The sequence below is a fragment of the Shinella sp. GW835-FHT14H05 genome, from assembly GCF_058793575.1.
Window position 1 is genome coordinate 201,781 of sequence record NZ_JBXAFY010000005.1, and the last position, 13,138, is coordinate 214,918.

Below are 13,138 nucleotides of genomic sequence, written 5' to 3' on the forward strand. Positions count from 1 at the left end.
GGCAGATCAATTGAAGATGCCGGGCTGACACGTTAAAGAACCATCATGAGCGAACCGAGCCTTGCCATCCGCAAATTCAGCGATCTCGCCAACCCGACGCGGTTTCTGGCGCTCGTCGCCATCGTCTGGCCCTATCTTGCCGGGCTGACGATCTGTCTGTTCGCGGTCGGGCTCTATCTCGCCTTCACCACGGTGGGCGATTACCAGCAGGGCGAGACGGTGCGCATCATGTATGTGCATGTGCCGGCCGCCTGGCTTGCCATGATGTGCTACACGGTCATGGCGCTGTCCGCGCTCGGCACGCTCGTCTGGCGCCATCCGCTGGCCGATGTCTCCGCCAAGGCCGCCGCCCCCATCGGCGCCTGCTTCACGCTCGTCGCCCTCATCACCGGTTCGCTCTGGGGCAAGCCGATGTGGGGCACCTGGTGGGTGTGGGATGCGCGGCTCACCTCCGTCTTCGTGCTGTTCCTGATGTATCTCGGCCTGATCGCGCTCAACCGCGCCATGGACGACCCGACGCGGGCCGCCAAGGTCAGCGCCGTGCTGATCCTCGTCGGCTTCGTCAACATCCCGATCATCAAGTTTTCCGTGGAATGGTGGAACACGCTGCACCAGCCGGCGAGCGTCATCCGCCTGGATGGCCCGACGATCTCGGCCGAGTTCCTGCGCCCGCTGCTCGTCATGGCCATCGCCTTCACGCTGCTGTTCTTCACGCTGCACATTCTCGCCATGCGCAACGAAATCCTGCGCCGCCGCATCGCCGTGCTGCGCCGCCATGCCGCGCGCGCCGCCGGCCGCGAGGGAGATGCCGCATGAGCCACGCCTTCTACGTCACGGCCTCCTATATCGCCGCCTTCTCCGTCAGCATCGGCCTGATCCTCTGGGTCTGGCTCGATCATCGCAGCCGCCATCGCGAGCTCGAACGGCTGGAAGCGGCCGGCGTGCGGCGCCGCTCGGCACGCACCGAGGACGCCCGATGAGCGAGACGGAAAGCAATGCCGAAGGCACGGGCACCCGCACGCGCGTCATTCTCGCCGCTCTGCCGCTGGCGATTTTCCTTGGCCTTGCGCTGATCTTCTGGACGCAGCTCAATTCCGGCCGCGACATTTCCGAAATCCCCTCCGCGCTGATCGGTACCAAGGCGCCGTGGCGTGATCTGGAGCCGCTCGCCGGCGCCGTAAAGGATGGTCTGCCGATGCCGGCGCTGACCGCGGAAGGCGCCAAGGGCAAGCTGACGCTGGTCAATTTCTGGGCGTCGTGGTGCGTGCCCTGCCGGCAGGAGCACCCGGTCATCCTGTCGCTCTCGAAGGACCCGCGCCTCAATGTGGTGGGCGTCAACTACAAGGATGGCAGCGAGAACGCGCTGCGCTTCCTCGGCGAACTCGGCAATCCGTTCTCCGCCATCGGCCTCGATCCCGTCGGCAAGATGGCGATCGACTGGGGCGTCTACGGCATTCCGGAATCCTATCTCGTCGGCCCGGACGGCACGATCCTCTACAAGAAGGTCGGCCCGTTCGACGAGAACAGCCTCAAGAACGGGCTCTTTCCGGCCATCGAAAAGGCGCTCGGCGCGCCTGTGAGCTGAGGCTCAGGGCGCCTTGCCCTCTTCCGGCGGCTCGATGGAATGGCGCATGATCAGCGGCATCTGCGAGAGCGTGAAGAGGATGGTGATGGGCATGGTGCCCCAGACCTTGAAGGCGACCCAGAAATCCGTCGAGAAGGAACGCCAGACCACTTCGTTCATCACCGCAAGGAAGAGGAAGAACAGGCCCCAGCGCAGCGTCAGCTTGCGCCAGCCCTCGTCCGTCAGCTTGAAGGCGGCGTGGAAGACGTAGCCGAGCAGGGATTTGCCGAAAAACAGCCCGCCGAGCAGGATGGCGCCGAACAGCGTGTTGACGATGGTCGGCTTCATCTTGATGAAGGTGTCGTTCTGCAGCCAGAGTGTCAGCGCGCCGAAGACGAAGACGACGATGCCGGAGATGAGCGGCATCATCGGCAGCGTGCGGGTCAGGATCCACGAGACGATCAGCGCCAGTGCGGTCGCGGCCATGAAGAGGCCGGTGGCGATGAAGATCGGGCCGCCCATTTCGGCGAGCACGGGAAATTGTGCGGCCAGCCATTCGCCGCGGGAATTGGCGAAGAAGAAGACGACGAGAGGCCCCAGCTCCAGCACCATCTTGAGGAGGGGGCTGACCTTCTCCTCGGCCTTGGCCGGCACTTCCAGCGTTGCCTTGCTCATGCTTCAACTCCTGCGATCGCCTGCGCGAAATCCTTGGCCTCGAAGGGTTCGAGATCGTCGATCCCTTCGCCGACACCGATGAAATAGACCGGCAGCTTGTGTTTGGCGGCAATCGCCACAAGGATGCCGCCGCGGGCCGTACCGTCCAATTTTGTCATGATCAGGCCCGTGACACCCGCGACGTTGCGGAAAATCTCGACCTGGTTCATCGCGTTCTGCCCGGTGGTGGCGTCGAGCGTCTGGAGAACGGTGTGCGGCGCGTCCGGATCGAGCTTGCCGAGCACACGCACGATCTTTTCCAGCTCCGCCATCAGTTCCGTCTTGTTCTGAAGACGGCCGGCGGTATCGACGATCAGCACGTCGCTCTGCTTCAGCTTCGCCTGTTCGTAGGCCTCGTAGGCGAGACCAGCGGCATCGGCACCGAGTTTGGACGAGACGATGTCGGAGCCGGTGCGCTCCGCCCAGATTTTCAACTGTTCGATCGCCGCCGCGCGAAAAGTGTCGCCGGCTGCGAGCATCACCTTCAGGCCGGCGCCGGAGAGTTTGGCGGCGAGCTTGCCGATCGTCGTCGTCTTGCCGGTGCCGTTGACGCCGACGACGAGGATGACGTGCGGCTTGTGGTTGAGATCGAGTTCCAGCGGCTTGGCGACCGGCGACAAAACCTTGGTGATCTCGCTGGCCATGATGCGCGAGACGTCGGTGCCCGTCACGTCCTTGCCGTAGCGCTCGGAGGCGAGCGTGTCGGTGATGCGTAGCGCCGTCTCCACGCCGAGATCGGCCTGGATCAGCAGGTCTTCGAGATCCTGCAGCGTCGCGTCGTCAAGCTTGCGCTTGGTGAAGAGGCTGGTGATCTGGCCCGTCAGCTGCGAGGAGGTGCGCGACAGGCCCTCGCGCAGGCGCTGGAACCAGGTGCGCTTCGGCTGCTGTGCGGTAACCTGCTCGACCGGCGTGCGCTCGGCGGTGGCAAAACCCTTCGGCAGGACCGGCGTTTCGGCCTTTGGCTCGATGCGTGCCGCTTCTTCGAGCACGGGGTCTTCGGCTTCGGCGAGCGTCTCCTCCACCGGCGCGATCTCGTCTTCCGCTGGCGCGGGTTCTTCCTCAACAATTTCTGCGACCGGCTCCGCGACCGCTTCTTCCGGAACAGCAGGCTCTTCTTCGATGACCTCTTCTACCGGCGCGGCAGCCTGTTCCTCGATCGCTTCGGCTTCCGGAGCGATGTTATCATCTGCCGGCCCACCGGCCGTCTCGATTTCAGCCGGCGAGACAGGGTCTTCGGCGACCGGCAGTGCGGGGGCGTGCGGCAGCGGATAAATATCCGGCTCGGCTTCGGCCGGCACATGATGGGGCGCCTCGGGATTGGCGGCTTCCGCTTCTTCAAGCAGGGCATCGCGCTCTTCGATGATGGCTGTCTTCGGCGTCTCGATAACCGGTTCCGGCACCGTCTCGACGACGTGCGGCTCGGCAAGCGGCGCCTCCGTCTCCGGCTCGGCGGCGGTGTCTTTTCCGAATGTAAAAATCTTCTTGATGAAGCCGAAGGCCATGAAATGTGTCCGCTAGTTGCGAAGGGAGGCGGTGCCGGCAAGGATCGCTGGCCGCATCGTCAGGTGTTTTCCATTGTGGCCGGTGATGGTCACCGGCACAAGCGCACGGGGTTTTAGACCCGCGGCGTCGACGAGCGTAAAATTCTCGGTATGGGCGAGGCCGTTGTTCTCGACCAGGATTTCCTGCGTGCTGCCGACCATCCCGTCGAGATGGGCCTCGTGCAGGCGTTTTCCAACGTCGCGCAGGCGGCTGGCGCGCTCCTTGACCAGCGCCCGGTCGAGCTGCGGCATGCGGGCGGCGGGCGTGCCGGCGCGCGGGCTGTAGGGGAAGACGTGCAGGTGGGCGATGCCGCAGTCCTCCGCATGGCGCGCGGCATTGGCGAACATCTCTTCCGTTTCCGTCGGGAAGCCGGCGATCATGTCGGCACCGAAGCTCGTTTCCGGGCGCAGGGTTTTCACGCGCCTGCAGAAGGCGACGGCGTCGGCGCTGGAATGGCGGCGCTTCATGCGCTTCAGGATCAGGTCGTCGCCATGCTGGAGCGAGAGATGCAGATGCGGCATGAAGCGCGGCTCGTCGGCGATCAGGTCCCAGAGGTGATCGTCCGCCTCGATGCTGTCGATCGAGGAAAGGCGCAGGCGGCGAATCTCCGGCACCTGTTTCAGCAGTGACTTGGCGAGCTGGCCGAGGCTCGGCTTGCCCGGCAGGTCGGCGCCATAGCTGGTGGCGTCCACGCCGGTCAGCACGATTTCGGAGTAACCGCCCTCGACGAGCTTTCGGGCTTGCTCGACGACGGCGCCCATCGGCACGGAGCGGGAATTGCCGCGGCCATAGGGAATGATGCAGAAGGTGCAGCGGTGGTCGCAGCCGTTCTGCACCTGCACGAAGGCGCGCACATGGCCGTCGATGAGTTTCACCATCTGCGGCGCGGTCTCGCGCACGCTCATGATGTCGTTGACGCGCAGCTTCTCTTCCGCCGAGACGCCGAAATCCGGCAGCGCCCGGTAGGCGGCGCTTTTCAGCTTCTCCTCGTTGCCGAGCACGGCGTCGACTTCCGGCATTTCGGCAAAGGTGTGCTTCTCCGTCTGCGCGGCGCAGCCCGTGACGATGATGCGGGCATGCGGATTGTTGCGGCGCGCGCGGCGGATCGCCTGGCGGGCCTGGCGCACGGCCTCGCCGGTGACGGCGCAGGTGTTTACCAGCACGGCATTGTTGAGCCCCGCCTTCTCGGCTTCCGCGCGCATCACTTCCGATTCGTAGGTGTTGAGCCGACAGCCGAAGGTTATGACCTCGACGCCGCTCAAAGGGCGGCCGCCTCGGCATCGTCCCGGCGGAAGGCGCCGGTGGCGGGGTCGAGCGTGCCCGACCATTCCCATTCGGCGGGGCCGGTCATGATGACATGGTCGTCGTCGCGCCATTCGATCTGCAGCGTGCCGCGGTTCGGGCTGCTGGCGACGGTGATGGCCACCTTGCGGCCGGTGCGGCCGGTGCGCGCGCCACTGACACCGGAGGCGCAGGCGGCGGAACCGCAGGCGAGCGTCAGCCCGGCGCCGCGCTCCCAGGTACGGGTCGTCATCGACGTGGGCGAGGTGACTTGCGCCAGCGTGATGTTGGCGCGCTCCGGGAACATCGGATGGTTTTCGAGGAGCGGGCCGAAGCGTTCGAGATCGTAGGACATCACGTCGCGGTCGACCCAGAACACCGCATGCGGGTTGCCCATCGAGGCGACGGAGGGCGAATGCAGGATCGGCGCGTCGATCGGGCCGATCTGCAATTCGATGCGGCTGGTGTCGTAGAATTCCTCGGCGAGCGGAATCCGGTTCCATTCGAAGATCGGCTTGCCCATGTCGACCGAGATCGTGCCGTCCTCGTGCTCGACGGCGTTGAGGATGCCGGCGACGGTCTGGAAGGTGAAGATCTTCTTGCCGGTCTCGGCGGCAAGCGCCTGCACGACGCAGCGCGTGCCGTTGCCGCAGGCCTGCGCCTTCGAGCCGTCGGAATTCAGGATGTCGATCCAGGCATCGGTGCCGTCGACCTTGGGATCATGGAGCGCCATGATCTGGTCGAAACGGGTGGCGGGATCGGCGTTGAGGGCGATGGCCGCAGCCGGCGTCACGACATCGCTGCGGCCACGCATGTCCACGACCAGGATCTTGTTTCCCAGCCCGTTCATCTTCGCGAAATCGACCGTTTCTGTCATCACGTCTGCCCGTCTCGGGCCGAAAGGCCCCTTTGGGGGCTATATGGCGGAAAAGTCCGCGGATTTCCAGTGTCTTGCATCAGGCCGTGGCGGCGGGAACCTCGAAGACCTCGCCGGGCCTCAATGCGCGGAAGCGCTCGCGCGCGATGCCGGCCGCGTCGAGGGCGGTTTCGAGCGCCGCCAGCGGTTCGTCCACGCCCTCGTTGGTCAGCCGGAAGGTGCCCCAATGGTGGCCTGCCACATAGGCGGCACCCGATGCCACCATGCCCTGCACAGCCTCGTGCGGGTTCTGGTGCTGCGGGCGCATGAACCAGCGCGGCTCGTAGGCGCCGAAGGGCAGGTTGGCGAGGCGGATGGCGCCGTGTTTTTCGCGGATCGCCCGGTAATTGATGCCCTGGTGAAAGCCGGTATCGCCGATATGGTAGATCTTGCCGCCCGGCGTCTCGATAAGGAAGGCCGACCACAGCGCCATGCGCCGATCGCCGAGACCGCGCGCCGACCAATGATGGCAGGGCTCGCAATGGAGCGTCACATTGTTGGACAGGGGCGTGCTGCCGCCCCAGTCCATGGTCGTGATGCGCCCTTCGCCGACGACCGGTCCCATGATCCTGTCATTGCCAAGCGGCGTAAAGATCAGGCAATTGTCCCGCTCGGCCAGCGCCTCCAGCGTCGCGAGGTCGAGGTGGTCGTAATGATTGTGCGTGACGAGCACCACGTCGATCTTCGGCAGGTCGGCAAGTTTGATGCCCGGCGGATTGACGCGCTTCGGCCCGGCAAAGGAGAAGGGGCTCGCCCGGTCGCTCCAGACGGGATCGGTCAGGATGTTGAGCCCGGCCGTCTGGATCAGCAGGGCGGCATGGCCCACCATGGTCACGACGAGGCGATCGCCCTCGACACGCGCTTCCGGCACGGCCGGCGGAAAAGGGCTCGGCCAATCGGCCGGCCAGGCCGCGCGCCCGCCGCCGAATTGCCAGCGCATCAGCTCGAAGAAATTGTTCGGCTCCTCGCCGTTCGGATTGAAGAAATGCGTGCCGTTGAAATGGTCGCTGACCGGGCCGTCATAATACCGGTTCGCCGCCAGGCTGCGGCTCGCAAACGCGCCGCCCGCGAGCATCGTGAGAGCGCCTATACCGGACCATTTGAGAAACTTGCGACGGTTCATGGACGGAAGATAAGCGTCCGCACCCTTTGCTGCAACGGGTCGCCGCGGGCTCGCGGAAATGTGACGACGGGTCGGATTTGCCCGATGTCCTTGACTTTCCGGCCCCGATGGGGTTTAAGCCGCGCCATCTGCGACAAGTGAGACGACTTGAAGCCACCGACCGGGACCCATAGCGGTATAAACAGATCCCGGAGGTCAACACCCGACAGCGCGATGCGCCCTCGGGTGCTTTTTGGCTTTGCGTCTTGTTTTTGTCACCGATGGCACCGACGTTTCCGCTACCTGCGGAAACAAGAAGGATGACGTGATGTTTGAAACACTCCAGGACCGCCTTGGCTCCATTCTGAATGGACTGACAGGCCGTGGCGCGCTTTCCGAGGCCGATGTCTCGGCGGCGCTGCGCGAGGTCCGCCGTGCGCTGCTCGAAGCGGACGTGGCGCTGGAAGTGGTGCGCTCCTTCACCGACGCGGTGCGCGAAAAGGCCGTCGGCGCGGAAATCCTGAAGTCGATCAAGCCCGGCCAGATGGTCGTGAAGCTCGTGCATGACGAGCTGATCTCGATGCTCGGCTCCGAGGGCGTGTCGATCGACCTCAATGCGGCCGCCCCCGTCGTCATCATGATGGTGGGTCTCCAGGGCTCGGGCAAGACCACCACCTCGGGCAAGATCGCCAACCGGCTGAAGACGCGCGACAAGAAGAAGGTCCTGATGGCCTCGCTCGATACGCGCCGTCCGGCCGCGCAGGAGCAGTTGCGCCAGCTCGGCGTCCAGGCCGGCATCGATACCTTGCCAATCATCGCCGGCCAGTCGCCGACCGATATCGCCTCGCGCGCCGTGCAGGCCGCAAAGCTCGGCGGCCATGACGTCGTCATCCTCGACACCGCCGGCCGTACCCATATCGACGAGCCGCTGATGATCGAGATGGCGGAGATCAAGCGGAAGTCCAATCCGCATGAAATCCTGCTCGTCGCCGATGCGCTGACCGGTCAGGACGCCGTCAACCTCGCCCGCAATTTCGACGACCGCGTCGGCATTACCGGCCTCGTGCTGACCCGTATGGACGGCGACGGCCGCGGTGGCGCGGCCCTTTCCATGCGCGCCGTCACCGGCAAGCCGATCAAGCTGATCGGCGTCGGCGAAAAGATGGGCGAGCTGGAAGAGTTCCATCCCCGCCGCGTCGCCGACCGCATCCTCGGCATGGGCGACATCGTCTCGCTGGTCGAGAAGGCGGCGGAAAATATCGACGCCGAGAAGGCGGCCGCCATGGCCGCCAAGATGGCCAAGGGCAAGTTCGACCTGAACGACCTCGCCGACCAGCTGCGCCAGATGCAGAAGATGGGCGGCATGGGCGGCATCATGGGGCTGATGCCCGGCATGGCCGGCATGAAGGACAAGATGTCCGCCGCCGGCCTCGACGACAAGCTTTTCGGCCGCCAGATCGCCATCATCAATTCGATGACCAAGGCCGAGCGCGCCAATCCGGACCTGCTCAAGCATTCCCGCAAGAAGCGCATCGCCGCCGGCTCCGGCACGGATGCGGCCGACATCAACAAGCTTCTGAAGATGCACCGCCAGATGGCGGACATGATGAAGATGATGGGCGGCAAGAAGGGCGGCGGCATGATGAAGCAGATGATGGGCGGCCTTGCCGGCAAGATGGGCCTCGGCGGCCTTGGCGGCGGCATGGGCGGCATGCCCGATCTGTCGAAGATGGATCCGAAGCAGCTCGAAGCGCTCGCCAAGCAGGCGGAAGCGGCCGGCATCAAGCCCGGCAGCATGCCGGGCCTTGGCGGCGGCGGTCTTCCGGGCCTCGGCGGCGGGCGTCTTCCGGGTCTTGGTGGCCTGCCCGGCCTTCCCGGCCTGCCGAAGAAGAAGTGAGATAGATAATATGGCCATCTATCTACAATTGGCAGCAACTTTTTTTGCTGCTCTCGCTGCGCTGATTTCGTTTCAGAGTTTCCGCCTTGCGGGAAAGAAGCGTGTTTCTGAAATAAAAAATGCTTGGCTTTTGGACTTGAGAGATAAGATTGCGAGTATTTTTTCAGAAACGTCCAAGTTTAAAACTGGAAATATAGACTCCGTAAGAATTGCGTATCTTATGGAATACATTGACTTGATGCTAGATATGTCGAAGGAACATCACAAAGAATTAAAAAACTCCCTGTTTCCGGTTTCACTAAATGCCGAAAACGGAAATTTTGCGGAGCTGTCCAAGGCGTATGACCGTTTGGGCAGAGCTGCGCGTGAGTTCTTTCGTATTGAACAGCGGCAAATCGAAAATGCACTGGAGCGCTGGATATGATTGAGCCAAAAGTCCGCGATCAGCTCGCCGAATACAGGCAGTCGATCGACAATATCGACGCTGCCCTTGTGCATATGCTCGCCGAGCGCTTCCGCTGCACCCAGGCGGTGGGCGTGCTGAAGGCGATGCATGAACTGCCGCCGGCCGACCCGGCGCGCGAGGAATACCAGATCGAGCGCCTTCGCCGCCTGGCGAAGGATGCCAATCTGGATCCGGATTTCGCGGAGAAGTTCCTGAACTTCATCATCCACGAGGTGATCCGGCACCACGAAGCCATTGCCGCTGAACACAGCGGCGCAAACCAGAATACCGCCTGAAACAGGCGGTCCCATCTATCCAAGGAGAAATGACATGGCACTGAAAATTCGTCTCGCCCGCGGTGGCTCCAAGAAGCGTCCGTACTACCAGATCGTCGTTGCCGACGCCCGTTCGCCGCGTGACGGCCGCTTCCTCGAGAAGGTCGGTTCGTGGAACCCGATGCTCGGCAAGGACGACGCCAACCGCGTGCAGCTCGACGCCGACCGCATCAAGGAATGGCTCTCCAAGGGCGCCCAGGCGACCGACCGCGTCGCCCGCTTCCTGGACGAAGCCGGCGTCGTGAAGCGCGAAGCCCGCAGCAACCCGGAAAAGGCAAAGCCCGGCAAGAAGGCGCTCGAGCGCGCTGCCGAGAAGAAGCAGAAGGAAGAAGACGCCGCTGCTGCTGCCGCCGAATAATCGACGGCGACATTCTTTTGAAGCGGGCGGCGTGTTTCATGCCGCCCGTTTTCGTTTGGAGCACGACGCGGAACATCGTAAAGCGATTTCGCGCAGCTGAAGTTTCAAGGAACGCACGGAAGCAACCATGGTGAAACTGGAAAATCCCGTCCTCATGGGCACTGTCGGCGCGGCCCAGGGCCTGCGCGGCGAAGTCCGTGTGAAATCCTACACCATCGACCCGACGGCGATCGGCGATTACGGCCATCTCCACACGGATGACGGCCGCGCCTTCGAGGTGCTGGAGGTGCGCGAGGCGAAGAACGTCGTCGTCGTGCGGTTCCGCGGCATCAACGACCGCAATGCCGCCGAGGCGCTGAACGGCACCGACCTCTATATCGAGCGCGACAACCTGCCGGACGAGGAGCTCGACGAAGACGAGTTCTTCTACGCCGATCTCGAAGGTCTGGAGGCCGTCGATGCCGAGGGCCGCAGCCATGGCACGGTGACCGGCATCTTCGATTTTGGCGCGGGCGACCTCTTGGAGCTGAAAGGCCCCGGCAAGCGGCCGGTGCTCATTCCGTTTTCCGAGGCAGCCGTCTTGGAAATCGACGTCGATGGCGGGCGCCTGGTGATCGATCCGATTGCCGCCGGCCTCGAAGAAGAGGAAAAGGACGGGCCGGGCAGCCGGCGCCGCCGCCCGCCCGAAGAAGACGGCGGGGAATGACGTGGCTTTCCGCGCCACCATATTGACGCTCTACCCGGAAATGTTTCCGGGCCTGCTCGGCCAGTCGCTCTCCGGCAAGGCTTTGGCGCGCGGGGATTGGGCGCTCGATTGCGTGCAGATCCGCGATTTCACCACAGACCGCCACCGCACCGTGGACGACACGCCGGCGGGCGGCGGGGCGGGCATGGTGCTGAAACCCGATGTTTTGGCGCGCGCCATCGATCATGCTTCCGAGGGAGACAACCGCCCGCGCCTGCTGATGAGCCCGCGGGGCCGGCCGCTGACGCAGGCCCGCGTGCGCGAGCTTGCGGCCGGCGAGGGCGCCATCGTGGTCTGCGGCCGGTTCGAGGGTGTCGACCAGCGCGTCATCGACGGGCGGCAGCTCGAAGAGGTTTCGATCGGCGACTATATTCTCTCCGGCGGCGAGCCGGCGGCGATGATCCTGCTCGACGCGATCGTGCGCATCCTGCCCGGCGTCATGGGCAATGCGCTGTCCGGCGAGCACGAGAGTTTCGAAGGCGGGTTGCTGGAGCATCCGCATTATACGCGGCCGCAGGTCTGGGAAGCGCAGGAAATTCCCGGCGTGCTGACCTCCGGCAATCACGCGGCCATCGACCGGTGGCGGCGCGAGGAGGCGGAAAAGCTGACGCGCGAGCGCCGGCCGGACCTACTCGACGCTCAGCCCGTCACGAAATAATAGACCGTCAGTGCCGCACCGACCGCGACCACCAGGCCGCGGATGACCGGTTGCGGCACGCGCCGCGCCGCCCACACGCCGGACCAGCCGCCGAGCGCGCCGGCCGGTACCATGACGGCCGCCTGTGGCCAGCCGACCACGTCGCCGCTGGCGAAGACGATGATGGCGACCGCGGCGATCACCACGGCCAGGAAATTCTTCAGCGCGTTCAGGCGGTGGTAGTCGCCGCCTTTGGTGAGGCCCAGCACGGCAAGCATCATGATGCCCATGCCGGCGCCGAAGAAGCCGCCATAGATCGAGGTCAGGAACTGTCCCACGAAGCCGAGCGGCGAGACCGGCGTTTCGGCGTGCAGCGTCTTCGGCTTGAGATAGGGGCCGGCGGCGAAGATGATGGTGGCGGCGAGCAGCAGCCACGGCACCAGCGCGCGGAAGGACGGGTTGTCGAGCGACAGCAGCAGCAGCGCGCCGGCGAGGCCACCGACGAGCGAGATGCCGCCGAGCAGCGCCGCCTCGCGCCAGTCCGCGCGGATCTCCTTGGCATAGGCGAGCGAGGAGGTGACGTAGCCTGGAAACTGGGTGATCGAGGAGGTGGCATTGGCGACGATCGGCGGCAGGCCGGTCAGCGTCATCGCGCCGAAGGTGAGGAAGGTGCCGCCGCCGGCAATGGCATTGACCACGCCGGACAGGAATCCGGCGACGAAAAGCAGTATGGCATCGGCTATGGACATGATACTCCCGGCGGCAATGGTCGTGCCGCTTCTCCCTGTCCCGCGTGATAGCGTGGCGGTGAAAGGCGGGCAAGGGCCGAAAACCGGCTCTTTCGGGCGGATTCTTTCGGCCGTGGGGATGACAAGCAGGTTCGATTGGTGTATTGGCCCGCACGGATTTGGGATTACCCAGCCGACCTGCAAGCAAAGAATGGCGAATCCGCTCCGCCCGGTAACGGGCTAACCTTAGAGGCATGACCTTGTAAGGTGACAGTCGAGCGCTCTGGCTGTTTCAGAAAAACCAGAAGGTTAGACCGATGAACATCATCCAGCAGCTCGAAGCCGAACAGGCAGCGAAGATCGAAGCCAAGCGCCAGCTTCCGGAATTCTCCCCGGGCGACACCGTCCGCGTCAACGTCCGCGTGACGGAAGGTTCGCGTACCCGCGTACAGGCCTATGAAGGCGTGTGCATCGCCCGTTCGGGTGGCGGCATCAACGAGAGCTTCACCGTTCGCAAGATCTCCTACGGCGAAGGCGTCGAGCGCGTATTCCCGGTTTACTCGCCGCTCGTCGAAGGCGTCGAAGTCGTCCGCCGCGGTAAGGTCCGTCGCGCCAAGCTCTACTACCTGCGCGATCGTCGCGGCAAGTCGGCTCGTATCGTTGAGAACACCGGCACGCGCGCCCGCAACCTGAACGACGCCGAGCGCGCCGCCGTTGCCGAGGAAAAGGCCCGTCTCGAAGCCGAGAAGGTCGCAGCCGCCCAGGCGCTCGCCGCTGAAAAGGCCGCAGCAGAAGCCGCCGAGAAGGCCGCTGCAGCAGAAGCTGCCGAAGCCGCAAAGGCTGCAGAAGCCGCCGCCGAATAATCCGGCAGCCG

The 13,138-nt window shown here is 64.5% G+C and carries 16 protein-coding genes; 10 read left to right on the forward strand and 6 right to left on the reverse strand.

Features of this window, described 5'->3' with window-relative positions:
- The first annotated feature begins 45 nt into the window (after positions 1-45).
- Genes AC1Q6Z_RS17650 through AC1Q6Z_RS17660 form a run of 3 tightly spaced genes read left to right on the forward strand, consistent with a single transcriptional unit; the run spans position 46 to position 1,585 of the window.
- Positions 46-816 carry a heme ABC transporter permease gene (locus AC1Q6Z_RS17650; protein ID WP_492648728.1) on the forward strand — a complete coding sequence of 257 codons (771 nt, stop codon included), beginning with the start codon at positions 46-48 and terminating at the stop codon, positions 814-816.
- Positions 813-980, forward strand: coding sequence for a heme exporter protein CcmD (ccmD, locus tag AC1Q6Z_RS17655; protein ID WP_435268351.1), 168 nt, complete (start codon positions 813-815; stop codon positions 978-980). Before AC1Q6Z_RS17650 ends, ccmD begins: the two co-directional genes overlap by 4 nt.
- A complete protein-coding gene (locus tag AC1Q6Z_RS17660) occupies positions 977-1,585 on the forward strand; it encodes a DsbE family thiol:disulfide interchange protein (RefSeq protein ID WP_492648729.1) in 609 nt (202 codons plus the stop codon). Before ccmD ends, AC1Q6Z_RS17660 begins: the two co-directional genes overlap by 4 nt.
- A 3-nt stretch (positions 1,586-1,588) precedes the next feature.
- Here the strand turns inward: AC1Q6Z_RS17660 and AC1Q6Z_RS17665 are convergent, their stop codons facing one another.
- The 5 genes from AC1Q6Z_RS17665 to AC1Q6Z_RS17685 all read right to left on the reverse strand — a co-directional run bounded on the left by AC1Q6Z_RS17665 (position 1,589) and on the right by AC1Q6Z_RS17685 (position 7,140).
- A complete protein-coding gene (locus tag AC1Q6Z_RS17665; RefSeq protein WP_435268349.1) occupies positions 1,589-2,239 on the reverse strand; it encodes a septation protein A in 651 nt (216 codons plus the stop codon).
- Entirely contained in the window at positions 2,236-3,780 is a 1,545-nt protein-coding gene (gene ftsY / locus AC1Q6Z_RS17670) for a signal recognition particle-docking protein FtsY (RefSeq protein WP_492648730.1), read from the reverse strand. Before ftsY ends, AC1Q6Z_RS17665 begins: the two co-directional genes overlap by 4 nt.
- A 12-nt stretch (positions 3,781-3,792) precedes the next feature.
- Positions 3,793-5,082: a tRNA (N(6)-L-threonylcarbamoyladenosine(37)-C(2))-methylthiotransferase MtaB gene (gene mtaB, locus AC1Q6Z_RS17675; RefSeq protein ID WP_492648731.1), complete on the reverse strand. Its 1,290-nt coding sequence runs from the start codon at positions 5,080-5,082 to the stop codon at positions 3,793-3,795.
- Complete coding sequence (gene dapF / locus AC1Q6Z_RS17680; RefSeq protein ID WP_492648732.1) at positions 5,079-5,978, reverse strand: diaminopimelate epimerase; 900 nt, start codon at positions 5,976-5,978, stop codon at positions 5,079-5,081. The genes mtaB and dapF overlap by 4 nt, the downstream gene beginning before the upstream one ends.
- 79 nt (positions 5,979-6,057) lie before the next feature.
- Positions 6,058-7,140 carry an MBL fold metallo-hydrolase gene (locus AC1Q6Z_RS17685; protein WP_492648733.1) on the reverse strand — a complete coding sequence of 361 codons (1,083 nt, stop codon included), beginning with the start codon at positions 7,138-7,140 and terminating at the stop codon, positions 6,058-6,060.
- A 307-nt stretch (positions 7,141-7,447) separates the two neighbouring features.
- On the opposite strand from AC1Q6Z_RS17685, the gene ffh reads away from it, so the two are divergent.
- From ffh to trmD, 6 genes are all read left to right on the forward strand, one after another.
- Positions 7,448-9,016 carry a signal recognition particle protein gene (gene ffh / locus AC1Q6Z_RS17690; RefSeq protein ID WP_256119531.1) on the forward strand — a complete coding sequence of 523 codons (1,569 nt, stop codon included), beginning with the start codon at positions 7,448-7,450 and terminating at the stop codon, positions 9,014-9,016.
- 10 nt (positions 9,017-9,026) lie between these two features.
- A complete protein-coding gene (locus AC1Q6Z_RS17695; RefSeq protein WP_492648734.1) occupies positions 9,027-9,440 on the forward strand; it encodes a hypothetical protein in 414 nt (137 codons plus the stop codon).
- A complete protein-coding gene (locus AC1Q6Z_RS17700) occupies positions 9,437-9,757 on the forward strand; it encodes a chorismate mutase (RefSeq protein ID WP_492648735.1) in 321 nt (106 codons plus the stop codon). The genes AC1Q6Z_RS17695 and AC1Q6Z_RS17700 overlap by 4 nt, the downstream gene beginning before the upstream one ends.
- A gap of 34 nt (positions 9,758-9,791) precedes the next feature.
- Positions 9,792-10,154: a 30S ribosomal protein S16 gene (gene rpsP / locus AC1Q6Z_RS17705; protein ID WP_256119530.1), complete on the forward strand. Its 363-nt coding sequence runs from the start codon at positions 9,792-9,794 to the stop codon at positions 10,152-10,154.
- Positions 10,155-10,281: 127 nt separating this feature from the next.
- The gene (rimM, locus tag AC1Q6Z_RS17710; RefSeq protein ID WP_256119529.1) at positions 10,282-10,860 is read left to right on the forward strand and encodes a ribosome maturation factor RimM; all 579 of its coding nucleotides are present in this window, start codon (positions 10,282-10,284) and stop codon (positions 10,858-10,860) included.
- Between the two features lies 1 nt (position 10,861).
- On the forward strand, positions 10,862-11,557 hold the full coding sequence (trmD, locus tag AC1Q6Z_RS17715) for a tRNA (guanosine(37)-N1)-methyltransferase TrmD (protein ID WP_256119528.1): 696 nt from the start codon (positions 10,862-10,864) through the stop codon (positions 11,555-11,557).
- Here the strand turns inward: trmD and AC1Q6Z_RS17720 are convergent.
- A complete protein-coding gene (locus AC1Q6Z_RS17720; protein ID WP_256119527.1) occupies positions 11,539-12,285 on the reverse strand; it encodes a sulfite exporter TauE/SafE family protein in 747 nt (248 codons plus the stop codon). The genes trmD and AC1Q6Z_RS17720 overlap by 19 nt on opposite strands.
- 296 nt (positions 12,286-12,581) lie before the next feature.
- Between AC1Q6Z_RS17720 and rplS the strand changes: the two genes are divergently transcribed.
- Entirely contained in the window at positions 12,582-13,127 is a 546-nt protein-coding gene (gene rplS / locus AC1Q6Z_RS17725; RefSeq protein WP_256119526.1) for a 50S ribosomal protein L19, read from the forward strand.
- The last annotated feature ends 11 nt before the right edge of the window (positions 13,128-13,138 follow it).

Coding starts and splice junctions, on each gene's coding strand:
- AC1Q6Z_RS17650 (WP_492648728.1), top strand. CDS start 46: ATGAGCGAACCGAGCCTTGCCATCCGCAAATTCAGCGATCTCGCCAAC.
- ccmD (WP_435268351.1), top strand. CDS start 813: ATGAGCCACGCCTTCTACGTCACGGCCTCCTATATCGCCGCCTTCTCC.
- AC1Q6Z_RS17660 (WP_492648729.1), top strand. CDS start 977: ATGAGCGAGACGGAAAGCAATGCCGAAGGCACGGGCACCCGCACGCGC.
- AC1Q6Z_RS17665 (WP_435268349.1), bottom strand. CDS start 2,239: ATGAGCAAGGCAACGCTGGAAGTGCCGGCCAAGGCCGAGGAGAAGGTC.
- ftsY (WP_492648730.1), bottom strand. CDS start 3,780: ATGGCCTTCGGCTTCATCAAGAAGATTTTTACATTCGGAAAAGACACC.
- dapF (WP_492648732.1), bottom strand. CDS start 5,978: ATGACAGAAACGGTCGATTTCGCGAAGATGAACGGGCTGGGAAACAAG.
- AC1Q6Z_RS17685 (WP_492648733.1), bottom strand. CDS start 7,140: ATGAACCGTCGCAAGTTTCTCAAATGGTCCGGTATAGGCGCTCTCACG.
- ffh (WP_256119531.1), top strand. CDS start 7,448: ATGTTTGAAACACTCCAGGACCGCCTTGGCTCCATTCTGAATGGACTG.
- AC1Q6Z_RS17695 (WP_492648734.1), top strand. CDS start 9,027: ATGGCCATCTATCTACAATTGGCAGCAACTTTTTTTGCTGCTCTCGCT.
- AC1Q6Z_RS17700 (WP_492648735.1), top strand. CDS start 9,437: ATGATTGAGCCAAAAGTCCGCGATCAGCTCGCCGAATACAGGCAGTCG.
- rpsP (WP_256119530.1), top strand. CDS start 9,792: ATGGCACTGAAAATTCGTCTCGCCCGCGGTGGCTCCAAGAAGCGTCCG.
- rimM (WP_256119529.1), top strand. CDS start 10,282: ATGGTGAAACTGGAAAATCCCGTCCTCATGGGCACTGTCGGCGCGGCC.
- AC1Q6Z_RS17720 (WP_256119527.1), bottom strand. CDS start 12,285: ATGTCCATAGCCGATGCCATACTGCTTTTCGTCGCCGGATTCCTGTCC.
- rplS (WP_256119526.1), top strand. CDS start 12,582: ATGAACATCATCCAGCAGCTCGAAGCCGAACAGGCAGCGAAGATCGAA.